General features: G+C 72.2%; 19 protein-coding genes. 6 read left to right on the top strand and 13 right to left on the bottom strand.

All coding sequences use genetic code 11. The features are described 5' to 3' along the window. Positions 1-25: 25 nt before the first annotated feature. The gene (katG, locus tag I4Q55_RS04810; RefSeq protein WP_206784780.1) at positions 26-2,299 is read right to left on the bottom strand and encodes a catalase/peroxidase HPI; all 2,274 of its coding nucleotides are present in this window, start codon (positions 2,297-2,299) and stop codon (positions 26-28) included. Then, positions 2,296-2,748: a Fur family transcriptional regulator gene (locus tag I4Q55_RS04805; protein ID WP_206784779.1), complete on the bottom strand. Its 453-nt coding sequence runs from the start codon at positions 2,746-2,748 to the stop codon at positions 2,296-2,298. The genes katG and I4Q55_RS04805 overlap by 4 nt, the downstream gene beginning before the upstream one ends. Before the next feature lie 109 nt (positions 2,749-2,857). Here I4Q55_RS04805 and I4Q55_RS04800 point away from each other — a divergent pair, with 109 nt between their 5' ends. From I4Q55_RS04800 to I4Q55_RS04785, 4 genes are all read left to right on the top strand, one after another. Beyond that, positions 2,858-3,655, top strand: coding sequence for a thymidylate synthase (locus tag I4Q55_RS04800; protein ID WP_206784778.1), 798 nt, complete (start codon positions 2,858-2,860; stop codon positions 3,653-3,655). Continuing rightward, the gene (locus I4Q55_RS04795; protein WP_206784777.1) at positions 3,652-4,110 is read left to right on the top strand and encodes a dihydrofolate reductase; all 459 of its coding nucleotides are present in this window, start codon (positions 3,652-3,654) and stop codon (positions 4,108-4,110) included. Before I4Q55_RS04800 ends, I4Q55_RS04795 begins: the two co-directional genes overlap by 4 nt. A gap of 99 nt (positions 4,111-4,209) precedes the next feature. Beyond that, on the top strand, positions 4,210-5,838 hold the full coding sequence (locus I4Q55_RS04790) for a GMC family oxidoreductase (RefSeq protein WP_206784776.1): 1,629 nt from the start codon (positions 4,210-4,212) through the stop codon (positions 5,836-5,838). Beyond that, positions 5,835-7,409, top strand: a complete 1,575-nt coding sequence (locus I4Q55_RS04785) for a succinic semialdehyde dehydrogenase (protein WP_206784775.1) — start codon at positions 5,835-5,837, stop codon at positions 7,407-7,409. Before I4Q55_RS04790 ends, I4Q55_RS04785 begins: the two co-directional genes overlap by 4 nt. A gap of 3 nt (positions 7,410-7,412) precedes the next feature. On the opposite strand, the gene I4Q55_RS04780 is transcribed toward I4Q55_RS04785, so the two are convergent. The 7 genes from I4Q55_RS04780 to I4Q55_RS04750 all read right to left on the bottom strand — a co-directional run bounded on the left by I4Q55_RS04780 (position 7,413) and on the right by I4Q55_RS04750 (position 15,498). After that, entirely contained in the window at positions 7,413-8,879 is a 1,467-nt protein-coding gene (locus I4Q55_RS04780; RefSeq protein ID WP_242545298.1) for a phospholipase D-like domain-containing protein, read from the bottom strand. A 42-nt stretch (positions 8,880-8,921) separates the two neighbouring features. Then, positions 8,922-9,830, bottom strand: coding sequence for a PDR/VanB family oxidoreductase (locus tag I4Q55_RS04775; protein WP_206784773.1), 909 nt, complete (start codon positions 9,828-9,830; stop codon positions 8,922-8,924). Then, positions 9,827-9,988: a hypothetical protein gene (locus I4Q55_RS04770; protein WP_206784772.1), complete on the bottom strand. Its 162-nt coding sequence runs from the start codon at positions 9,986-9,988 to the stop codon at positions 9,827-9,829. The genes I4Q55_RS04775 and I4Q55_RS04770 overlap by 4 nt, the downstream gene beginning before the upstream one ends. Beyond that, positions 9,985-11,016: an aromatic ring-hydroxylating dioxygenase subunit alpha gene (locus I4Q55_RS04765; protein WP_206784771.1), complete on the bottom strand. Its 1,032-nt coding sequence runs from the start codon at positions 11,014-11,016 to the stop codon at positions 9,985-9,987. Before I4Q55_RS04765 ends, I4Q55_RS04770 begins: the two co-directional genes overlap by 4 nt. Positions 11,017-11,085: 69 nt before the next feature. Further along, positions 11,086-11,850, bottom strand: coding sequence for an IclR family transcriptional regulator (locus I4Q55_RS04760; protein WP_206784770.1), 765 nt, complete (start codon positions 11,848-11,850; stop codon positions 11,086-11,088). Between the two features lie 25 nt (positions 11,851-11,875). Further along, entirely contained in the window at positions 11,876-12,817 is a 942-nt protein-coding gene (locus tag I4Q55_RS04755) for an acyl-ACP desaturase (protein WP_206784769.1), read from the bottom strand. Positions 12,818-12,906: 89 nt separating this feature from the next. Continuing rightward, complete coding sequence (locus I4Q55_RS04750; protein WP_206784768.1) at positions 12,907-15,498, bottom strand: alpha-glucuronidase family glycosyl hydrolase; 2,592 nt, start codon at positions 15,496-15,498, stop codon at positions 12,907-12,909. Between the two features lie 166 nt (positions 15,499-15,664). Between I4Q55_RS04750 and I4Q55_RS04745 the strand changes: the two genes are divergently transcribed. Then, positions 15,665-18,997 (top strand): TM0106 family RecB-like putative nuclease, encoded by a 3,333-nt coding sequence (locus I4Q55_RS04745; RefSeq protein ID WP_206784767.1) that lies wholly within the window; start codon positions 15,665-15,667, stop codon positions 18,995-18,997. On the opposite strand, the gene I4Q55_RS04740 is transcribed toward I4Q55_RS04745, so the two are convergent. The 4 genes from I4Q55_RS04740 to I4Q55_RS04730 form a co-directional block, all read right to left on the bottom strand. Further along, positions 18,952-19,110 carry a hypothetical protein gene (locus I4Q55_RS04740; RefSeq protein WP_206784766.1) on the bottom strand — a complete coding sequence of 53 codons (159 nt, stop codon included), beginning with the start codon at positions 19,108-19,110 and terminating at the stop codon, positions 18,952-18,954. The two genes, I4Q55_RS04745 and I4Q55_RS04740, sit on opposite strands and share 46 nt — an antisense overlap. A 61-nt stretch (positions 19,111-19,171) precedes the next feature. After that, positions 19,172-19,786, bottom strand: coding sequence for a DUF2231 domain-containing protein (locus tag I4Q55_RS04735; protein WP_206784765.1), 615 nt, complete (start codon positions 19,784-19,786; stop codon positions 19,172-19,174). A gap of 29 nt (positions 19,787-19,815) precedes the next feature. Continuing rightward, positions 19,816-19,986, bottom strand: coding sequence for a hypothetical protein (locus I4Q55_RS48955; RefSeq protein WP_242545297.1), 171 nt, complete (start codon positions 19,984-19,986; stop codon positions 19,816-19,818). Between the two features lie 53 nt (positions 19,987-20,039). Beyond that, on the bottom strand, positions 20,040-20,798 hold the full coding sequence (locus I4Q55_RS04730) for an SDR family NAD(P)-dependent oxidoreductase (RefSeq protein WP_242545296.1): 759 nt from the start codon (positions 20,796-20,798) through the stop codon (positions 20,040-20,042). A gap of 130 nt (positions 20,799-20,928) precedes the next feature. Between I4Q55_RS04730 and I4Q55_RS04725 the strand changes: the two genes are divergently transcribed. After that, the gene (locus I4Q55_RS04725) at positions 20,929-21,399 is read left to right on the top strand and encodes a hypothetical protein (protein ID WP_206784764.1); all 471 of its coding nucleotides are present in this window, start codon (positions 20,929-20,931) and stop codon (positions 21,397-21,399) included. The last annotated feature ends 379 nt before the right edge of the window (positions 21,400-21,778 follow it).

Raw genomic sequence — 21,778 nt, 5'->3', positions numbered from 1 at the left:
TCGGCCGGGCCCGTCGGTGTCGATATCAGGCGAGGTCGAAGCGGTCCAGCTCCATGACCTTCGTCCACGCGGCCACGAAGTCGGCCACGAACTTCTCGCGGGCGTCGTCGCTGGCGTAGACCTCGGCCAGCGCCCGCAGCTGCGAGTTCGAACCGAAGATCAGGTCGACCGCGGTGGCGGTCCACTTCACCTCGTCGGTCGTCACGTCGCGGATCTCGTAGACGTTCTCCGCGGACTCCGACGCCTTCCACTTGGTGCCCGGCGCGAGCAGGTTGGCGAAGAAGTCGTTGGTGAGCACGCCCGGCTGGTCGGTGAGGACGCCGTGCGCCGCGCCGCCGTGGTTCGTGCCGAGCGCGCGCAGGCCGCCGACCAGGACCGTCATCTCCGGCGCCGTCAGGTCGAGCATGTACGCGCGGTCGACCAGCAGCACCTCCGGCTGGCGCTTCTCGCCCGCCCGCAGGTAGTTGCGGAAGCCGTCGGCACGCGGCTCGAGGACCTTGAACGACTCGACGTCGGTCTGCTCCTGCGAGGCGTCGGTGCGGCCCGGGTGGAACGGCACGGTCGTCTCGACGCCGGCGTCGCGCGCCGCCTTCTCGACGGCGGCCGAACCGGCCAGCACGATCAGGTCGGCCAGCGAGATCTGCGCGCCGCCGGCCTCGTTGAACTCGCGCTGGACGCCCTCGAGGACCTCCAGGACCTTGCCGAGCTGGTCGGGCTGGTTGACCTCCCAGTTGCGCTGCGGCTCCAGGCGGATGCGTGCGCCGTTCGCGCCACCGCGCTTGTCGGTGGAGCGGAAGCTCGCGGCCGAGGCCCACGCCGTGGAGACCAGTTCCGAGACGGAGAGCCCCGAGTCGAGGACCTTCGCCTTGAGGGCGGCGATGTCGGCGTCGCCGACGAGCTCGCCCTCGACGGCCGGGACCGGGTCCTGCCACAGCTGCGGCTCGGCGACCCACGGGCCGAGGAAGCGGCTGACCGGGCCCATGTCACGGTGCAGCAGCTTGTACCAGGCCTTGGCGAACGCCAGCGCGAACTCGTCCGGGTTCTCCAGGAACCGGCGCGAGATCGGGCCGTAGATCGGGTCGAAGCGCAGCGACAGGTCCGTCGTGAGCATCGTCGGCTTGTGCTTCTTGTTCGGGTCGAACGGGTCCGGGATGATCTCCGGCGCGTCCTTGGCGACGTACTGCTTGCCGCCGCCGGGGCTCGTGGTGAGCTCCCACTCGTAGCCGAAGAGGATCTCGAAGAAGCGGTTGCTCCACTCGGTCGGCTTGTCGGTCCAGGTGACCTCGAGACCACTGGTGATCTGGTCCGGGCCCTTGCCGCTGCCGAGCGTGTTCAGCCAGCCGAGGCCCTGCGCCTCCAGCGGGGCACCCTCCGGCTCCGGGCCCACGTGGTCGTCGGCCACGCCGGCGCCGTGGGTCTTGCCGAAGGTGTGGCCACCGGCGATGAGGGCGACGGTCTCCTCGTCGTTCATCGCCATCCGGCCGAAGGTCTCGCGGATGAAGTGCGCCGCGGCCTCGAAGTCCGCGCTGCCGCGGGGACCCTCGGGGTTGACGTAGATGAGGCCCATCTCGGTCGCGCCGAGCTCCGGCACCATCTCGGTGTCGCTGGCGTAGCGCTCGTCGCCCAGCCAGTCGTCCTCCGGGCCCCAGAAGATCTCCTCGGGCTCCCAGGTGTCGACGCGGCCGAAGCCGAAGCCGAAGGTCTTGAAGCCCATCGATTCCAGGGCGACGTTGCCGGCCAGGACGAGCAGGTCGGCCCACGAGATCTTCTGGCCGTACTTCTGCTTGACCGGCCACAGGAGACGGCGGGCCTTGTCGAGGTTGGCGTTGTCCGGCCAGCTGTTCAGCGGGGCGAACCGCTGGCCACCGTCACCGGCGCCGCCGCGGCCGTCGTAGATGCGGTAGGTGCCCGCCGCGTGCCAGCTCATCCGGATCATCAGGCCGCCGTAGTGGCCGAAGTCGGCGGGCCACCAGTCCTGCGAGGTGGTGAGCACCTCGGTGATGTCCCGCTTGAGGGCCTCGACGTCGAGCTTCGCGAACTCCTTGGCGTACTCGAACTTCTCCCCGAGCGGGTTGCTCTTCGACGAGTGCGCGCGCAGCGGGCTGAGGTCGAGCTGGTTGGGCCACCAGTCCTGGAGAGTGCGCGGACGCCCGCCCGTCTTGGGGGCCGGCGAGTCGATCGCCGGGTTCTCGCTCTCGCTGCCCTGCGAAGTCACCGAGTCGTGCGCGACCGGGCAACCGGCCGCCGCCTTCTTGTCCACGCCCTGCGCGCTGGACGGGTTGTCCTGGGTGGAGCTCATTTACTTCCTTCCGGGAGCGGCGAATCATTTCGGGGACGGTCGGCCGCGCAGTCGGGGCAGGTGCCCCAGTAGACGACCTCCGCTTGGTCGATCACGAAACCGTGGTCGTCCGAAGCGGTGAGACAGGGGGTGTGGCCGACGGCGCAGTCGACGTCGGCTATCGCCCCGCACGAACGGCACACGACGTGGTGGTGGTTGTCACCCACCCGTGCCTCGTAGCGGGCGTTCGCACCGGCCGGCTGGATGCGCCGGATCAGCCCGGTTTCGGTGAGCGCCCGCAGCACGTCGTAGATCGTCTGGTGCGAAACCGTCGGTTGCTCGGCCCGCACCAGGTCGATCACCGTTTCGGTGTCGACGTGGGGATGGTCGCGCAGCGCGGACAGCACGGCCAGCCGGGGTCGCGTGACCCGCAGCGAGACCGCCCGCAGCTGTGCTTCGAAGTCTGACATCGCCGCCGACCCTAGGGCCTTTTCTGGAATGGGTCAAGTTAAGAACTCGTGCGTGTCGGCCGTCCGGGGGTTCACGCTGAGTCAGCGGGTATGGCTTAGGCTCCCGGACATGCCGGATACCCAGTACGAAGACCTCCTCCGCCACGTCCTCGACACGGGCACCCGCAAGGGCGACCGTACCGGCACGGGCACGAGGTCGATCTTCGGGCACCAGCTGCGGTATCGCCTGTCCGAGGGTTTTCCCCTGATCACCACGAAGAAAGTCCACTTCCGGTCGATCGCCTACGAGCTGCTGTGGTTCCTGCGTGGCGACGCGAACGTGTCGTGGCTGCGGGAGCACGGCGTCACGATCTGGGACGAGTGGGCGGCGCCGGACGGCGACCTGGGCCCGGTCTACGGCGTGCAGTGGCGGTCGTGGCCGACCCCGGACGGCGGACACGTCGACCAGATCGCCGAGGTGCTGCGCACGCTGCGTGAGAACCCGGACTCGCGGCGGATCATCGTCTCCGCGTGGAACGTCGCCGACATCCCGCGCATGGCGTTGCCGCCGTGCCACGCGTTCTTCCAGTTCTACGTCGCCGACGGCGAGCTGTCCTGCCAGCTGTACCAGCGCAGTGCGGACCTCTTCCTCGGCGTGCCGTTCAACATCGCCAGCTACGCGCTGCTGACACACATGATCGCCGCGCAGGTCGGCCTCGGCGTCGGCGACTTCATCTGGACGGGCGGCGACTGCCACATCTACGACAACCACGAAGAGCAGGTCCGCACGCAGCTCGCGCGCGACGCGCGCCCGTTCCCCACGTTGGACCTGAAGCCGGCGGACAGCCTGTTCGACTACGTCTACGAGGACTTCGCCCTCGATGGCTACGACCCGCACCCGGGCATCAAGGCGCCGGTGGCGGTGTGATCGGGCTGGTCTGGGCCCAAGCCGCGAACGGCGTCATCGGGCGCGACGGCGCGCTGCCGTGGCATCTGCCGGAAGACCTCAAGCACTTTCGCACGCTGACCTCGGGCGCGGCGGTGCTGATGGGCCGCCGGACGTGGGAGTCGCTGCCGCCGCGGTTCCGGCCGCTGCCGGGGCGGCGCAACCTCGTGTTGTCGGCGACCCTGCAGGACGGGGTCGAGACGTTCGCGGACCTGCCTGCCGCTGTGGGGGCCGTGGACGGCGACCTGTGGGTGATCGGCGGCGCGGCGGTGTACCGGGCGGCGCTGCCGTTCGCGGACCGGATCGTCGTCACCGAGCTGCGGGAGTCCTTCGAGGGCGACACCCACGCGCCGGAAGTGGGGCGGCCGCCGGAGTCGGTGGGGGAGTGGCTGGAGTCGTCGACCGGCCTGCACTACCGCTTCCTCACCTGGGGCTGACGACGCCGGGCCGTTGCGCTCCCCAGGGTCCGCGCTATACGGTTGGCTCGAACTAGAACACGTTACAGTTCTAGTGGCCGGTCGTAGCGAGGAGCGGACATGGCGAAAAGGGCGGCGCGCGGCGACGAGGCCGATTACGTCGTCGTCGGGTCGGGGAGCTCCGGGGCAGCGATCGCGGGGCGGCTGGCACAGGCCGGGGCCAGCGTGATCGTCCTCGAAGCCGGGAAGAGCGACGAGCAGCTGCTCGTCAAGAAACCCGGGCTCGTCGGGCCGATGCACGCCGTGCCGCAGCTCAAGAAGCCGCTCGACTGGGGCTTCTACGGCGTCCCGCAGAAACACGTTCTCGATCGGCGGATGCCGGTGCCGCGCGGCCGGGTCGTCGGCGGCTCCAGCTCCATCAACGGCATGGTCTACGTCCGCGGCAACCGCGCCAACTTCGACTCCTGGGCCGAAGAGGGCAACACCGGCTGGGACGCCGACAGCGTCAACGCCGCCTACAAGCGCATGGAGGACTTCGAAGACGGCGAGAACGCCTTCCGCGGCGCCGGCGGGCCGATCCGCGTCACCCGCGCGAAGAACCCCCAAGAGGGCTCGCTCCAGTTCGTCGACGCCACCGCCGACGCGCTCGGCTGCAAGATCCTCGACGACTACAACGCCGAGTCCCAAGAAGGCGTCAGCCGGATGCAGCAGAACGCCGCCGACGGCCTGCGCTACAGCGCCTCGCGCGGCTACATCCACCACCTCGCGCCCTCGACGCTGCAGCTGCAGGACCGGGTGGTGGTCGAGAAGGTCCTCATCGAGAACGGCCGCGCCGTCGGCGTCGAGGTCCTCGACCGCGGCCGCCGGCGCACCATCCGCGCCGGCAAGGAGGTCATCCTCTCCGCCGGCGTCATCGGCTCCGCGCAGCTGCTCATGCTCTCCGGCATCGGCCACGCCGAGCACCTCAAGGAACACGGCATCGACGTCGTCGCGGATCTGCCGGTGGGCGACAACATGCACGACCACATGTTCCACGCGCTGACGTTCCACGTGACGACCAGCAAGAACAAGGGCACCGCCCCGTACTTCGCCCGCGGGCTGGCCCGGGAGCTGCTGCGCCCGGGCACCACGTTCCTGGCGAACTCGGTGTTCGAGGCGGTCGCGTTCCTGCGGACGTCGCAGGCCGGCGCGATCCCCGACCTGCAGCTGCACCTGCTGCCGTGGGCGTACGTGTCGCCCAACCAGGACGCGCCGATCCGGCACGACGTCGACAAGCGCCCCGCGCTCACCGTGCTGACGACGCTCATCTACCCGAAGAGCCGCGGCACGCTGCGGCTCGCCTCGGCCGATCCCGCCGCCGCGCCGGTCATCGACTTCCAGTACCTGTCCGACCCGGCCGACCTGGAGCTGCTCGGCGAAGGCTCGGAAATGGTGCGCGAGATCTTCGCGTCGAAGGCGTTCAAGGGCGCGGTCAAGGAGGAGATCCACCCGGGCGCGGGCCTGCAGGGGCAGGCACTGCGCGACGCGATCCTCAACCGCGCGACGTCGGTCTACCACGGCGTCGGCACCTGCCGGATGGGCGTCGACGAGCTCGCCGTCGTCGAACCCGACCTGCGGGTGCGCGGCGTCGAGGGCCTGCGGGTCTGCGACGCCTCGATCATGCCGTCGATCACCGGCGGCAACACCAACGCGCCCTGCATCATGATCGGGGAAATGGGCGCCCAGCTCGTCCTCGGGAGCCGGTCATGACGCTCACGCCGCTCGAACTCACCCGTCCGGCGTCGGTCACCGACGCGTTCCTGCGGCAGCTCGTGGCGCGGGTGCCGGGCTCGGCCGGGGCGACCTGGAAGCTCACCGAGGTCTACACCGGTGACGTGCTCGTCGAGCTGCCGCAGTCGACACCGGAGGACATCGAGCGGGCGTTCGCCGTCGCGCGCGAGGCCCAGCGCAAGTGGGCGGCCACGCCGGTCAAGGAGCGGCTGGCGGTGTTCGACCGGGCGCACGCGCTGTTCGTCGAGCAGGCGCGGACCGTCGCCGACCTGATCCAGGTCGAGAGCGGCAAGAACCGGCGGATGGCGATCGAGGAGACCTGCGACCCGCCGATGGTGATGAGCCACTACCTGAAGCGGGCGGCGCGACTGCTGGCGCCGACCAGGCGCGGCGGCCCGGTGCCGCTGCTGACGACGTCGACCGAGGTCCGGCTGCCCAAGGGGGTCGTCGGCATCATCGCGCCGTGGAACTTCCCGTTCGCCACCGGCGTTTCCGACGCCGTGCCGGCGCTGATGGCGGGCAACGCGGTGGTGCTGAAGCCGGACAACAAGACGGCGCTCTCGCCGCTCTACGGCATCCGGCTGCTGGAGCAGGCGGGCCTGCCGGAAGGGCTGTTCCAGGTGGTCTGCGGCGAGGGGCCGGACGTCGGCCCCACGCTGATCGACCACGCGGACTACATCATGTTCACCGGCTCGACGGCGACCGGCCGGGTGATCGGCGAGCGGGCGGGCCGCAACCTCATCGGCTGCTGCCTGGAGCTCGGCGGCAAGAACCCGATGATCGTCCTCCCGGACGCTGACGTTCCGGAGGCGGTGAAGGGCGCGATCTTCGGCGCGTTCGGCAACACGGGCCAGATCTGCATGCACATCGAGCGGATCTACCTGCCGGAGTCCCGGTACGAGGAGTTCAAGACGGCCTTCGTGGCGGCGACGTCGGCCCTCGACGTCCGCGCGGCCTACGACTTCGGCCCCGACATGGGCTCCCTGGTCTCGGTCGACCACATGCGCCGGGTGAAGTCCCATGTGGACGATGCGGTGGCGAAGGGCGCCACGGTCCTGTGCGGCGGCAAGCCGCGCCCCGACCTCGGCCCGGCGTTCTTCGAGCCGACGATCCTCGAGGGCGTCACGGCGGACATGGTCTGCGGCGTGACGGAAACGTTCGGCCCGGTGGTGGCGCTGCACAGCTACCGCACGGTCGACGAAGCGGTGGCACTGGCCAACGACACGGACTACGGCCTCAACGCGTCGGTCTGGAGCACCGACGTCACGGCGGCCCGCGCGGTGGCGGCCCGGATCGAGTCCGGCAACGTGAACGTGAACGACGTCCTCGCGACGGCTTACGCGGCCAAGGGGACGCCGTCCGGCGGGGTGAAGAACTCCGGCGTCGGGGCTCGGCACGGTGACCAGGGGTTGCTGAAGTACACGGACGTGAAGAACCTGGCGGTGCTGAAGAAGCAGGTCATGGGGCCGCGGCCGGGGCAGGCGTACGAGAAGTACGTGGAGAGCATGCTGTCCGGGCTGAAGCTGATGCGGAAGCTGCGGATCCGGTAGCGCTCAGCCGTCGACGAGCAGCCCGCGCAGCGGGCCCTGCAGCCGGGCGACGCGGCGGGAGACCCCCGGCAGCAGCACCAGCCGGTGGGTTCGCTGCTCGCCGCGGCGTTCCCGCTCGGCCTGCTCCTCCGCGAGCGGCCGCCACAGGTTGTCCACGATGTCCGCGGTGCCGCGGTCCGCCAGCTCCGGCACCGGGCGCCCGAGGTGTTCGGCCCACAACCGCAGCCGCGTCGTCCGGACGACGTCCGGGTCGTCGGTGGCGATGTTGACCTCGGTGTCGTTGAACAGCGAGTGCTCGTTGAGGTTGGCCGAGCCCACGGTCAGCCACGAGTCGTCCACGATGCCGAGCTTCGCGTGGACGTACACCGGGGCCGCCGAGTCGCCGTCGTGGGCGCTGATCGTGGTGGCCAGCAGCCGCCGGTTGCCGTCGTCGGCGTCGAGCAGCCTGCCGAGCTGGCCGCGGGTGGTGTCCGAGCCGTTGCTCGGCTTGCGCGGTAGCAGCAGGACCACGCGGAAGTCGTCGTCAGGCGGGGTGCGGAGTTTGTCGAGCAGTACTTCGGCGATCTCGGGCGACCACAGGAACTGGTTCTCCAGGTAGACCAGCCGCCGCGCCGATCTCAGCGCGCGCAGGTAGCCGTCGAGGACGGTGAACTCGCCTTTCGGCAGGAAGTCGTAGGTGTCGTTCGGCACGGTCCGCAGCAGCTGGACGCGGCTGCCGCCGGCCGGCTCGGGGACCGCGGGTGCCGGCAGGTCCTCGCCGGCGACCTCGGTCCACCGCCGCCGGAAGTGGTCGGCGACATCGGCGACGACGGGCCCGTCGAGCCGAGCCATCAGGTCGTGCCACCCGATCGGCCGCGGCGGGTGGTCCGGGCTGTCGTGCCGGTCGCCTTCGAGCGCGGTGAGGTCCACCCCGCCGACGAAGGCGACGGAGTCGTCGACGATCACCAGCTTTTCGTGGTGGCAGTGCAGGGTCCGCTCCCGCGAGTCCAGCACGCAGCGGACGTCCGAGCCTTCGGTGAACTTCCGCCGTTCGGCCCGCGCCAGCTTCCGCGACGGCTGGAACGCGGGAAAGGGCGGCCCGGCCCACAGCAGCACGCGGACGTCGACCCCCCGCCCGGCGGCCTCGGCCAGCAGCGCCCGCAGGGTGGGCGACCCGGGTTCCCGCGTCAGCCGGAAGTCCGCGCTGGCGTGCCAGTTCGCGATGTGCACGTGGGATTTCGCGCCTCGGACGGCCTCCGCGACGGCGGGCAGCGACTCCTCACCGTCGATCAGGACTTCGACCCGGTTGCCGTCGCGGACGGGGGCTCGCCCGCCGAGCGGATCATCGGCGCCACCCGGGTCGAGCACGGCACCCCAGCCGAGCCGGTGCAGCCGCCGCCGGTGGTGGGCGCACAGGAGCCCCTCCAGCCCGTCCCCGAGCCGCTCGTCCACCTTGTCCACGAAAGAGTGAAAGCTCTTCACCCGTCCCATATCACTACAGATCGGCGTGGTTCGCCGTGCAGTGACGCTGCGTCAGAGGTCGAGTACCAACCTGGGGGAGCACGCCCGCGACACGCAGAGCATCATCACCTCGTTCTCCAGCCGCTCGTCCGCGGTCAGCACCGAGTCCCGGTGGTCCGGTTCGCCGCCCAGCACACCCGTCTCGCAGGTCCCGCACGTGCCCTCGCGGCACGACGACAGCACCTGCACCCCGGCCGCCTCGACCACCTCCAGGATCGACCGGTCCGCCGGCACCGGCAGCACCCGGCCCGACCCGGCCAGTTCGACCTCGAACGCCGTCCGCTCGCCGTCGTCGGGCAGCGCGGTGAAGCGCTCGACGTGCAGGTCTTCCGGGCCCAGCGCCTCCACCGCCGCCAGCAGTGGTTCCGGCCCGCAGCAGTACACCGCCGTGCCCGGGCCTGCCGCGGCCAGGAGCGCCGGGAGGTCGAGGAGCCCGTGTTCGTCCTGGGGCCGGAACGTCACGCGGTCGCCGTGGCGAGCCAGCTCCTCCGTGAACGCCATCGACCCGCGCGTGCGGCCGCCGTAGACCAGGTGCCAGTCGGTGCCCGCGCGGTCGAGCATCGGCAGGATCGGCGTGATGCCGATGCCGCCCGCGATGAACAGGTACCTTTCGGCGTCCACCAGCGGGAAGTGGTTGCGGGGGCCCTCGACCGAAACCCGGTCCCCGGGCGACAGCGCATCGTGCACGTACGCCGAGCCGCCGCGGCCGTCGGCCTCCCGGAGGACCGCCACCCGGTACGCCGACGCGTCCGACGGGTCGCCGCACAGCGAATACTGCCGCACGAAGCCGGGCAGGACGAGATCGACGTGCGCCCCCGGCTCCCACGGCGGCAACGGCTCGCCGCCGGGCGCGCGGAGGGTGAGCGCCACGACGCCGTCGGCGAGCTTTTCCTTGGCTTCCACCAGCAGTTCGAGCGTCATCGGTGTCCTTCGGGGTGGGCGAGCAGCCAGTCCCACAGCTGCACGGGGTCTTCGAACTCGCGCTCGGCTCCGCAGTGGCAGACCGCGCGCAGCCGGTCGGTGCCGAGCACCCAGTGGATGCGGTTGACGCGGTCGCCGGTCAGCATCGGGCGGGTCATGACGCCGCCAGCCGCTGGAGCATCCGGCGGGCCGCGAGGCCGCCGGTGTCGATGTTGATCGACAGCTCCTGGTAGCCGTCCGGCTCGGCGGCGATCACCCGCTCGAGGACGTCGAGGGCCTCGACGTCCTGCAGCACCACGGTCCGGTTGTTCTCCGCCAGGAACGCCGAAACGCCTTCGTCGTCGAGGGCGAAATCCCGGGCCACCGCCCAGAAGTCGTGCGTCGAGTGCTCGGTCTCCGGCGTGATGGCGTAGACGACCTCGACGTGGAAGGCGTCCGGGTCGGTCCCGTCGGGGTTCGGCACGGACCCGACCGGCGCGATGCGGCTGTGCAGCTTGTACAGGCACGGCGGCGTGTACTCGATGTCCTGCCAGCGCGTGATGCGGCCTTCGAGGCCGGTCGACTTCGAGTAGAACGGCGGGCACGCCGCGTCGGCCATGTGCCGCGACACGTAGACGATGCCGGCGTCCTCGTCGACCTCGGTCGTGATCGGCGTTTCGGCGACCTCCGGGGTGCCGATGTAGCCGCCGTGCAGGTAGGTCTCGTGGGACAGGTCCAGCAGGTTGTCCACCAGCAGCGAGTACCGCGCCTTGAGCGGTTCCATCCCGCGGACGGTCGTGTAGTCCGGCGAGGCGAGCCAGGGCGCCCGCGGGATCCGCGCCGCGTCCGCCTTCGCGGGGTCGCCGATGAACACCCAGACGAAGGAGTCCTGCTCCACCAGCGGGTAGCGCGTCAGCCGCGCGGTCCGCGGCACCCGGGTCTGCCCGGGCACGGCCACGCACTTGCCGTCGACGCCGTAGGTGAACCCGTGGTAGCCGCAGATGACCTGGTCGTCGACCAGCCGCGACGGCGCCTGCGACAACGGGAACCGCCGGTGCACGCACCGGTCGGCCATCGCGGTGACGCTGCCGTCGCGGGTCCGCCAGAACAGGATCGGTTCCCCGCAGATGGTGCGGCTGAACAGTTCGGTGCCGATCTCGGAGCCGTAGGCGGCGACGTACCACTGGTCGCGGGGAATGGCGCTCATCGGGTCGTCCTTTCGTGGTGGGCCGGGTCACAGCGTGGGGGAGCGACCCGGGCGCCACGAAGGGCTATTTCATAAGACGGAAAGCGCTCGGGAAATCGCGCGCGCACTCGTCATGACCAGCGGGGCGAGCGCGTGCGGCGACACGCTCCCGTACCGCACGACCAGCGACACCGCGGCCACCACGCGGCCCCGGGCGTCGTGGATCGGCGCGCCGACCGACAGCGAGTCGAGGGTCACCTGGCGCTCGCTGATCGAAAACCCGTGCGTGCGCACGTCAGCCAGCATGTGCCGGAGCCGGTCGGGGTCGGTCACCGTCTCGCTCGTGTACCGCTCGATCGGGCTGCCCAGCACCTCCTCCTGCACCTCCGCGGGCGCGTGGGCCAGCAGGACGAGCCCGACGCCCGTCGCGGTCAGCGCGAACCGCCCGCCGACGCGGGTCAGCACCGGGACCGCTCCGGTCCCGGCGATCCGCTCGATGTAAACGACCTCGGCGCCTTCGCGGACGGCGAGCTGGACGTTCTCGCGGGTGATCTGCGAGAGGTCCTCCAGGAACGGCAGGGCGAGTTCCCGCAGGCCCAGGCCCCGCGGCGCGAGCGAGCCCAGTTCCCACAGCCGCAGCCCGACCCGGTAGACGCCGGCTTCGTCGCGCTCCAGCGCGCCCCACTCGCAGAACTCGCGCAGCAGCCGGTGCGCGGTCGCGGCCGGCAGCCCCGACCGGCGGGCGACCTCGCTCAGCCGCAGCGCCGGCCGGTCCGGCGAGAACGCCTCCAGGACCCGCAGCGCGCGCCCCAGCACCGGCCCGGTGGCGCCGGGAACGCGACCTCGGTGCGGCACGGCGACCTCCGGCGGCTACGCAGGCTCAGAGGTCCACTATGCCCCGCGCCGCCCGGCGCGCGGCGGCGGCGTCCCGGCGTTCCTCGAAGCGGGACGCCTGCGTGTCGAGTCCCTTGAGGAACGTGGCGAGCTCCTCGCGCGCGGCTTCCCCGACCGCGCCGAGGCCGGTCAGGTCGAAGACCTTCCAGTACCGCAGCAGCGGCTGGACGACGTCGTCGTGGTGGATCCGCAGGTCGTAGATGCCGGCCTTGGCCATCAGTGCCGCCTTGCGCTGGAAGCTCGGGATCACCGCGCCCGGCATCGCGAAGTTCAGGACCTCGTCGGTGATCGCCCGCATCATGGCGTCGGGCGAGATCTCCAGCGCCGCCTTGACGAGGTTGCGGTAGAAGACCATGTGGAGGTTCTCGTCGGTGGACACCCGGGCCAGCAGCTTCTCGGCCAGGGGGTCCTGGGTGTAGCGGCCGGTGTTGCGGTGCGAAAGCCGGGTGGCCAGCTCCTGGAACGAGACGTACGCGCAGACGTTCAGCAGCGGCTTGTCACCGGTGTCGTAGCCCGCCTGCATGGTCTCCATCCGCATCCGCTCCAGCTCGACCGGGTCGACGGCGCGGGTGACCAGCAGGTAGTCGCGGATGCAGATGCCGTGGCGGCCCTCTTCGGCCGTCCACCGGTGCACCCACGTGCCCCACGCGCCGTCGCGGCCGAACGCGCGCTCGATCTCGCGGTGGTAGCTGGGCAGGTTGTCCTCGGTGAGCAGGTTGACTTCGAGAGCCGTCCGCGCGATCGGGCTGACCCGAGACTGCTCCGGGTCCCACGCCTCCCCGCCCAGCTCGGCGAAGTCGCGCCCCTGGCTCCAGGGGACGTACTCGTGCGGCATCCACTCCTGGGCGGCGGCGAGGTGCCGGTTGAGGTTCTCTTCGACCGTGCCTTCGAGTTCGTGCAGCAGGCGGGTGGTTTCGGGGACCGGCATGGAACGTCCTTCCGTACCTACGCAACCGTAACTTACGGTGCCGTAGGATACGACAACGGACGCCGCCGCCGGGAGGTTCCCCGAAGCCTTCAGCGGGTGAAGTCGAACACGTAGTCCTTGAGAATCGGGCCGAAGGAGCTCTTCCCGGTGACCCGCACGACGGCCCGCCCGGGCACGCCTCCGGCCTGGGAAAGCACTTCGCACCGCACGGCGGGATCGGCCGGGATGACCTTCGTGATCCTCGGCGAGGTGCCCGCGGCCAGCGGGATGGTGACCGACGGCGCTCCGGCGTCGAACCCGCCGATCGTCCGGCCGCCGGCCACGATCCGGATCGAAAGGGGGCCGTCCGTCGGGATCGGCCGGCCGCTGAACTCCTGCCAGTAGCGCACGCAGGTGTCGCGCCAGCTGCCGGCGTCGGCTTCGTGGGCGGCGAGCTTGGCCTTCACCTCGGCGAAGCGCCGCGCGTCGACGTGCGGTTCGAGCGCGTCCCAGGCCTGGCGCAGCCAGGAGACGTAGTGCACGCCCGTCTGGTAGCGGTACACCAGCTCGTCCCAGAAGATCCGGCCGCTGCGCATCGGCCGGTCCCACGGCACGTGGTGGAACCACATCAGCAGGTCTTCGGGCACGGTTTCGATGTCGCCGTACCGGGCCGTGAGCACCGGGAAGTACTGCGCGACGAAGTTGCTGCCCGTGGGGGAGCGGTCGTAGCCGAGCCCGGCGCGGTCGGCCTTGTTGTAGTACACCGGGCTCCAGTCGTCCCGTGCCAGCTGTTCGCCCGGCGCCGGGCCGTAGTGGTCGCTGGTGCGGAACTGGTGGGCGACGCCGAGCGGGGTCTGGTAGCTCACCAGCGCTTCCCGGGAGCCCATCATCATCGCCTCGATCGTCCGGACGACGAAGTCGCGGTTGCTCCAGGTCAGCCGGACCCAGTCTTCGGCGATGCCGCGCGTGTCCAGGGTCCAGTCCCAGGCCAGCCTGCCGAAGGCGTACAGGTTCGCCTGCGCGAAGTGGTGCCCGGTCAGGTTGTCGGCGTTGCCGAAGTTGGCCACGCCGACGATGGCGGTGTCCGGGTGGCCCTGGGCGGAGCCGTCGACCACGTGGCCGACCAGGCGCCGGGCCAGCAGGCGGCCGTCCGAGCCGGTGGCGTACGTGTCGGACTTCAGCACCTCTTCCCACAGCGGGCCGAGGTAGCACAGCATCGTGTTCTGCCCGGTGTACTCCTGGGTGATCTGCAGTTCGATGGCCTGGTTGGTGTGTTCCAGCCGGCCGAAGAGCGGGTTCGCCGGCTCCCGGGGCTGGTAGTCGAGCGGGCCGTTCTTCGTCTGCAGGAACACGTTCTCGGCGAACCGCCCGACCGTGCCGTCGGGCTGGGGCTCGTCGTCGATGGGGCCGAACTCCAGGTAGGCGCGCTTCAGCCGGTCCGCGTCGACGTCGGCGTTGTAGACGAAGGTCCGCCAGAAGATCCGCATGCCGAGCGGCGCCACCGCCGCCGCCATCCCGTTGGCGCCGTCGCCGTGGTCGTAGCCCAGGTCCTGCGGGCCGGGCTGGCCCTCGGAGTTCGCCTTGACCGTGAAGCCCATGAAGTCGGGGATCGCGGCCTGCAGCTGCCGCGCCCGCCGGGTCCACCAGTCCCGGAACTGCGCGCTGTAGGGGTCCAGCTGTTCCCGGGTGAGGGTGTCGGGCGCGAACCGGGCGTCCGTCGGTGCCGCGTAGTTGATGGACACCGCCAGCTTGATCCCGTACGGGCGCAGCGCGTCCGCCAGCGCGGCTTCCTGCTCGATGGCGGCCGGGGTGAGGTAGAAGCTGTTGGCGTTGACGTTGTTGATCGTGATGCCGTTGATGCCCAGCGACGCCATCGCGCGCGCGGCCACGAGGTACCGGTCGAGGATCACCGGCAGGTTCAGCCCGGCCGACGCGCCGGTGGCGGTGAAGACGAAGATCGCGCCGTTCTCGCCGTTCAGCCCACCGGTTCCGGCCGGGTCGTTCCCGGCGTAGAGGCGTTCGGTCTCCCAGTAGTTCAGGTACCGGTGGTTGATCCGCGGCACCGAGGAAAGTTTCAGGTCGGTGATGGGGTGCTGCGCCTGGAGCCGCCGGAGGAACGCGAACGTCCCGTACAGCGCGGCGAGATCGGTGTTGGCGGCGATGACGATCGACCGGTGCCCGCCGCGCGTCAGCGAGCGGATGAGGTAGCCGTCGCGCCCGAGCGGCGCCAGGTCGCGCGCGGGCACGAGCCGGCGCACCAGGGGCGAGCTGTCCGGGGTGCCCACGACCACCGCGCGGTCCGGGAACCCGTCCCGCACCGGCACGGACCGGCCCAGCAGCCCGCCGAGGCCGCGGACGAGCTCGTCCCGCGCCGCTTCCAGGGTGGTTTCCACCAGGTGCTCGGTGGATCCGGGCGCCATGCTCAGGTTCGCCGTGTGGCGGTGGACCTTTGTGCGGCCGGCGTTCTCCACGACGATCGCGCCGAGCGCGGCCCGGTACCGGGCGAGGAGGCCGGGATCGGCGACCGGCTCGTAGCGCAGCCACAGGTCCGAGCCGTCGTAGTCGCTCGGGAAAGCCGGCGCCGGCGGACTCGCCTGGGCCGGCGCGGCCACGAACATCGAGGTGGCCACGGCAGCTCCGCTGCCGATCAGGAAGGACCGCCGGCGCAGCCGGCTCTGCTCGTTCTCGTCGCTGAGAGACACCGTGCCCCCATCGTGTTCACGAGTATTTAGTTCGGTTCCCGCACTATTGCGGGCGGGAGTCCGAGCTGTCAAGAATTGGCGATATACCGGGAAAATCCCGAAAGTTTCGGCGTGTCGGCGACGTCGTTCTCCGGCCCGTTGATCGGCCGTGTCAGACTGCCCGGCGATGCTCACCCCAGCCGATCTCGCCGACCTGCTCGACTGCGAGCACCGCAGCGTCCTCGTCCAGGCGCGGGCCGCGGGGCTGCCGGGAGCGCCGCGGCCCGAGCCCGGCAGCCACCAGACCGCCGGCGTCGAAGACCTCACGCTCGCCGCGAAGGCGACCGAAGAGGCATTGCGGTCCGGCGTGCCGGTGATCCACCGGGCCGTTTTCCTCGACGGCGAGTTCGCGGCGCAGGCGGACCTCCTGGTCTCCGACGGCGGAGGCCGCTACGAGGTCCACGACACGACCCCGGTCCGGCAGGCGACGCCCGCCGCGGTGGTCCGGCTGACGGCCTGCGCCGACGCGATCACCCGCGCCGGGTGGCCGGCCGGGCCGCACCTGCACCTCCGGCTGACCGACGGTGGCACCCGGACCCTGCGCGTCGAGGACTTCCGGCCGCTGGTGGACCGCCTGCGGACCCGGCTGGCGGGCCGGCCGCCGCGGCTGCCGGTCCCGCTGTGGGCCGACGAGCGCCCGGCCTGCGCGGGGTGCGGGTTCGCCCAGCACTGCGCCTCCGCGCGGGAGGCCGACCGCGACCTCTCGCTCGTGGCCGGGATGCGCGGCGACCAGCGCCGCAAGCTCGTCGCCGCCGGGCTCGGCTCGATCGACGCGCTGGCCGCCGCCGGTCCGGACGACCGCCCGCGTGACCTGTCCGCGACGGCGTTCGCGACCCTGCGCGCCCAGGCCGCGCTGCAGGTCCGGCAGGACAGGACCGGCGAGGTCGCCTACGAGATCGTCGACTCCGGCGAGCTGGCCGCCCTGCCGGTCCCGGCGCCGGGTGACGTGTTCGTCGATCTGGCGGGCGATCCGCACGCCCTCGCCGGCGAAGGCCTGGAGTACCTCTTCGGCGTGGTCGCCGACCGGCAGTTCACGCCGTTCTGGGCGCACAGCCGCGCCCAGGAGCGGCGCGCGTTCGAGGAGTTCGTCGACTTCGCCGCGGCACGCGTCGCCGAGCACCCGGGGTCGCACGTCTACCACTACGCGCCCTACGAGGTCACCGCGATCAAGCGGCTCGCGGCGGTGCACGGCACCCGCGAAGAGACCGTCGACCACCTGCTGCGCAGTGGCGCGGTCGTCGACCTGTCCGCGGTCGTGCGCAAGGCGCTGCGGGTGTCCCAGCGGTCGTACTCGATCCGGCACCTCGAGCCGCTCTACCAGCCCGGCGCTCGCGCGAAGACCGCCGTGTCCGACGTCGAGGCGTACGAGGAGTACCTGGCGTTCGCGCAGGCCGGGGAGCCGGAACGCGCCGACGAGGTCCTGCGCCGCATCGGCGAGAACACCGAGGACGACTGCGGCTCCGCCCAGCGGCTGTTCGAGTTCCTGCACCGCGTCCGCGCCGACGCGGGCATCGACGTCCCGGAGCCGCCGGCGGAGTCCGCCGAGGACGCGCTGCTGCGCGCCGCCGAGGAGGACGTCGCCGCCGAGCGGCGTGCCGAACGGGCCGCGCAGGTGGCCGCGCTGGTCGACCCCCTGCTCGAAGGCCTGCCGGACGACCCGGGGCACTTCACCGCCGACGAGCGGGCCCGCGCGCTGCTGGCGGCGTCCGTCGGCTACCACCGCCGCGAGACGAACCCGGCCTGGTGGGAGTACTTCCGCCAGCTCGCCGCGCCACTCGGCGACCTCGAGGTGGACACCACCTGCGCGGTGCCGGTCGCCCTGGAAGCGGGGGAGTGGGTGCCCCCGGCGGGCCGGACGCGCACCGCGAAGCGGACGCTGCAGCTGGCGTGCGACCCCGATCGGCCGCACCCGTTCGCCCCCGGCGACGACGTGCGGCTGCGCTACGGCGACACCGCCCGCGACGCGAAGGTCGTCGCCGCGTCGGCCGTGGAGCTGACCCTGGAAGAGAGTTCCCCGCCGGAGGCGACCACGAACGACCGGCCGAGCGCGGTGCTGCCGGGCAGCCCGGTGCGGCCCTCGCCCAAGGACGAGGCGGTCGCCGACCTCGCGCGCCTGGTCGTCGACGCGCTCCCGGAGCTGCCACGCCACCCCGGCGTCGACCTGCTCCGGCGGACCCCGCCGCGGCTGCGGGGTGGCGCGGCGCTCCCGTCGCCGGGTGCGGACCTGGTGGCCACGGTGATCGAGGCGGTCGACGCGCTCGACGGGTCGGCGCTGGCCGTCCAGGGGCCACCGGGCGCGGGCAAGACCTATCTGGCCGGCCGGCTGATCGCCCGGCTCGTGCGGGCGGGGCGGACCGTCGCGGTCACCTCGACCAGCCACAAGGCCGTGGAGAACGTGCTGAGCGCGGCCAAGAAGAGCGCGCCGGAGCTGCCGTGCGCCAAGCGCGCGAAGAAGACGCCGGACCCGGACGCGTTGTGGGACCAGCCGAAGAGCAACCCGGCGCTGGTGAAGTGGCGGGCGGAGCACGACACCGGGCACCTCGTCGGCGGGACGGCGTGGACGTTCGCCAACGCGGCGGTCCGCGAGGAGCCCTTCGACCTGCTGATCATCGACGAGGCCGGCCAGTTCGCCCTGGCCGACGCGCTCGCGGTGTCGATGTGCGCCCGCAATGTCCTGCTGCTGGGCGACCCGCAGCAGCTGCCCCAGGTGGTGCAGGGCACGCATCCCGCGGGGGCGGAGGCCTCGGCGCTCGGGCACCTGATCGGCGAGGCCGACATCATGCCGGCGTCGCTGGGGTACTTCCTCGACGAGACCCGGCGCATGCACCCGGCGGTGTGCGAGCCGGTGTCGAAGCTGTCCTACGCCGGACGGCTGCACGCCCACCCGTCGGCCGCCGAACGCGCGCTGGAGGGCGTCGACGCGGGCCTGTACCTGGCCGAGGTCGACCACCAGGGCAACACGACCCGCTCGGTGGAGGAAGCCGCGGCCGTCGTGCGGATCGTGTCCGAAGTGCACGGTCGCTTGTGGACGGACCACGGTCCGGCGCGGCCGCTCGGCGACCACGACATCCTCGTCGTCGCGCCCTACAACCTGCAGGCGCGGACGGTGACGCGGGCCCTGGCGGAGGCCGGGTACCCGGGCGTCCGGGTGGGCACGGTCGACCGGTTCCAGGGCCAGGAGGCCCCGGTGGTGATCGCGACGATGACGTCGTCGTCGGCGGTCGACCTGCCGCGCGGCCTGGACTTCCTGTTGTCGCGCAACCGGCTGAACGTGGCGCTGTCGCGCGCGCAGGCACTGGCGGTCCTGGTGTGTTCACCCCGGCTGGTCGAGGCCGACATCCGGACGGTGGACCAGATGCGCCTGGTCGCGGGCATGATCGGCCTGCTGACCGGCGCGCGGCCGTGGCTGTCCGGTCAGCTCGGCGGTTCGATTTCGCCGGCGTCCTCGTCGACGTCCTGAGAGCCGGGCCGCGTCCGGTCGGTCTCGGGGATTTCGACGTCGAGGTCCAGCTCGGGCGTGCCCGGAGGCGCCGGCACGTCGGGGGTCAGGGGACGGTTCTCGGATTCGCTCATGCGGGCCGGTTACCCCGGCGGCCGGTGCTCAAAGCGCGCCCGGGTCCGGCGTGCGGTGGGGTCAGGCGGGGTTGCGGGGCGCGGCCGGGTCGTCGCCCGCGAGCTCGGCCGGAGCCACCTCGGCCAGGGACTGCCAGCGGAACACCCCGGCACCCTGGGCATACGCCAGGTGCCCGCCGAGCGCGCCGCCCACGCCGGCCGCGGTCAGGCCGAGCAGGCCGAAGAGCCGTCCGCCCCGGCCGCCGCGGCGGGCCAGGTACGAGGCGCCGAACAGCGCCGTCGCCGTCGTGTTCGCCGCCGCGTGGATCAACCCCACCCGGCGTTGGCGCCGGTCCAGGCCCGTGTAGTCGGCCAGGCCGAGCACCACCGCCGCCGGGGCGGTCAGCAGGCCGGCCGCGACCAGGCGGCGGGCCGTGCCGGCGCCGTCCGGGAGCAGGTCGAACGCCGCCGAGCACAGCCAGGCGCCGATGGGGACCGTCACCGCGATCGGGTGCAGCGGGTGACCCAGCCCGTGGCCGCGCAGCTGCCGCGTCACCCGGCTTCCGGCGACGGCGCCCAGTACCCGCCCGAGGCCGGAGGCCGGTCCGTCGAGCGCCTCGGCCTCTTCGGCCTTCCGCAGGGCCCGGTGCGCCCAGGCGGGCTTCGACCGGGCGTGACCATCGCGTCGGGGATCCATACCGCTGCGGCTACCCCGCCGTGCGCCGGTCAACCGTGCCGGCGCGACACCGCCGCGGTGAGCAGGTCGCCCGGCCGGGGCAGCGTGCCGATCAGCTTCGTGAACGCGCTGCGCCGGACCACCTTGCCGGCGTGGCTGCCGTGGACCTGGCCCGGTTCGTCCACAGTGGAGTCGACGTTGTCGGTTCCGTTGTCCGGCAAGGCGTTCCGGAAACTCCGGGAGCCGATCCGGCGCAGCGACAACAGCGCGTCGGTCAGCGCGGGGGAGAGCCGTTGCCCGAGGAAGAAGCCGGCCGCGGCGCCGCCGACGGGGATTTCGCGGCGCGGGTGCGTCGAGGCGAAGACGATCGTGTCGGCGACCGTCTCCGGCGCGTACACCGGCGGCGGGGGTTTCGGCAGCGCGCCGAGCTTGCTGCGCGCGTGCTCGAAGAACGGCGTGTCGATGGCCCCGGGCAGGATGGTGGTGACGGCGATCGGGCACCCTCCTGCGCGAGTTCGATGCGGAGGCAGTCGTAGAAGCCGCGCAGCGCGAACTTGCTGGCGGTGTAGGGCGCGTGCAGCGGCACCGCCCGCACGCCCTCGACCGACGCGACGCCGATCACCGAGCCGCCGCCCGCGCGGCGCAGGGCGGGCAGCACCGCGCGCACGCCGTGGACGTGGCCCAGGAAGTTGACCCGCAGCACGCGGTCGAACTCTTCGTCGGTGATGTCTTCGACGCGGCCGAACACCGACACACCGGCGAGGTTGACCCAGGTGTCGATCCGGCCGAACTCCGTTTCGGCCGCCTGGACCAGCGCGCGGACGGCGGCCGGATCGGCGATGTCGGTGGGCATGGCCAGCGCCGTCCCACCCGTGTTCGTGATCTCGTCGACCAGCGTGCCGAGCGCTCGCTCGGTGCGTCCGGCGCACACGACACGCGCTCCCCGTGCGGCGAAGGCGAGCGCCGTGGCGCGCCCGATCCCGCTCGACGCGCCCATCAGCACGACCACCTGGTCGGACACCGGTCGGGGCATGACGCCTCCCTGTGTTCGGGGATCCGGAGCCACCCGGATACCGCCGGCGGTGTCGCACAAACGCCGGGGCCTCGACCGGCTGCCGCCGTCCGGTGTTTCGCCGTCGCGGCGGCGTGGAAGCCCGGGGAACATGACCGAACCGGACCAGAGTTACGACCCGCCGCAGGACACCGGCGAACCCGACGCCGTCGAGACGGACCCGGCGGCGCTCAACAGCGCCGAGGACCTCGACGAGGACCGGATCCGCGCCGACCCGCTCGAGGAGGGCCTGGATCCCCCGGAGCACTGGTCGGGCGTGACGAAGTACGGGATGACGCCGTGGGAGCAGGCCCACCCGCGCGGGCTGGGCGACCGGATCGCGGAGGAGAACCCGGACCCGGCGGCGGAGGTGCCGGCCGGCATCGACGACCGCGCGGGCGAGACCGAAGACCCCGACACCGGAGCCCGCCCGGAGCGGCCGCTGCAGGTCGAACCAGTCGACGGCGACGGCCCACCGGTGGACAGCGAGGCCGATCAGGTCGGCGTGGACGCGGGTTCGGCGCCGGCCGCGGGGCCGGAGCAGGCCGCGCTGCACGTGGAGGATGAGCGGGCGCGCCGCTGAGCTTGCGCCGGGGCATGGGGGCAGGCACCGGGCGCCCGGGCACCGGGGCATGGGGCAGGCACCGGGTGCCCGGCCGCCGGCGCCCTGCCATCGGGCACCGGCCGCCGGGCACTGGGCACCAGGGCTCCGGGTGCCAAGGCGCCGGGCACTGGGCACCTGGGACCGGGGCGGCGGGGCCGGGGCGCCGGGCATTGGCAGCGGGCACTGGCAGCGGGGGCCGGGCTGCGGGTGCCGACCGCCGGGCGCCGGGCACTGGCCACCGGGCCGGCTCCGGCGCGCTCGTCCTGCCTGGACGGCCGCGATGCCGCGGTGATCCGAGCCGCCCCCGCGCCCGGTTCGCCGAACCGGGAAGCGTGTCCGGCCCCCGAGCGGGTAGCCC

The sequence above is a fragment of the Amycolatopsis sp. MtRt-6 genome, from assembly GCF_017308975.1.
GTDB lineage: Bacteria > Actinomycetota > Actinomycetes > Mycobacteriales > Pseudonocardiaceae > Amycolatopsis.
This window is presented reverse-complemented; position numbering and strand designations above follow the sequence as displayed.

Excerpts from the sequence above, each read along its gene's own strand:
- katG (WP_206784780.1), bottom strand. The coding sequence starts at position 2,299 with ATGAGCTCCACCCAGGACAACCCGTCCAGCGCGCAGGGCGTGGACAAG.
- I4Q55_RS04805 (WP_206784779.1), bottom strand. The coding sequence starts at position 2,748 with ATGTCAGACTTCGAAGCACAGCTGCGGGCGGTCTCGCTGCGGGTCACG.
- I4Q55_RS04800 (WP_206784778.1), top strand. The coding sequence starts at position 2,858 with ATGCCGGATACCCAGTACGAAGACCTCCTCCGCCACGTCCTCGACACG.
- I4Q55_RS04790 (WP_206784776.1), top strand. The coding sequence starts at position 4,210 with ATGGCGAAAAGGGCGGCGCGCGGCGACGAGGCCGATTACGTCGTCGTC.
- I4Q55_RS04785 (WP_206784775.1), top strand. The coding sequence starts at position 5,835 with ATGACGCTCACGCCGCTCGAACTCACCCGTCCGGCGTCGGTCACCGAC.
- I4Q55_RS04780 (WP_242545298.1), bottom strand. The coding sequence starts at position 8,879 with ATGGGACGGGTGAAGAGCTTTCACTCTTTCGTGGACAAGGTGGACGAG.
- I4Q55_RS04775 (WP_206784773.1), bottom strand. The coding sequence starts at position 9,830 with ATGACGCTCGAACTGCTGGTGGAAGCCAAGGAAAAGCTCGCCGACGGC.
- I4Q55_RS04770 (WP_206784772.1), bottom strand. The coding sequence starts at position 9,988 with ATGACCCGCCCGATGCTGACCGGCGACCGCGTCAACCGCATCCACTGG.
- I4Q55_RS04765 (WP_206784771.1), bottom strand. The coding sequence starts at position 11,016 with ATGAGCGCCATTCCCCGCGACCAGTGGTACGTCGCCGCCTACGGCTCC.
- I4Q55_RS04755 (WP_206784769.1), bottom strand. The coding sequence starts at position 12,817 with ATGCCGGTCCCCGAAACCACCCGCCTGCTGCACGAACTCGAAGGCACG.
- I4Q55_RS04745 (WP_206784767.1), top strand. The coding sequence starts at position 15,665 with ATGCTCACCCCAGCCGATCTCGCCGACCTGCTCGACTGCGAGCACCGC.
- I4Q55_RS04740 (WP_206784766.1), bottom strand. The coding sequence starts at position 19,110 with ATGAGCGAATCCGAGAACCGTCCCCTGACCCCCGACGTGCCGGCGCCT.
- I4Q55_RS04735 (WP_206784765.1), bottom strand. The coding sequence starts at position 19,786 with ATGGATCCCCGACGCGATGGTCACGCCCGGTCGAAGCCCGCCTGGGCG.
- I4Q55_RS04730 (WP_242545296.1), bottom strand. The coding sequence starts at position 20,798 with ATGCCCCGACCGGTGTCCGACCAGGTGGTCGTGCTGATGGGCGCGTCG.
- I4Q55_RS04725 (WP_206784764.1), top strand. The coding sequence starts at position 20,929 with ATGACCGAACCGGACCAGAGTTACGACCCGCCGCAGGACACCGGCGAA.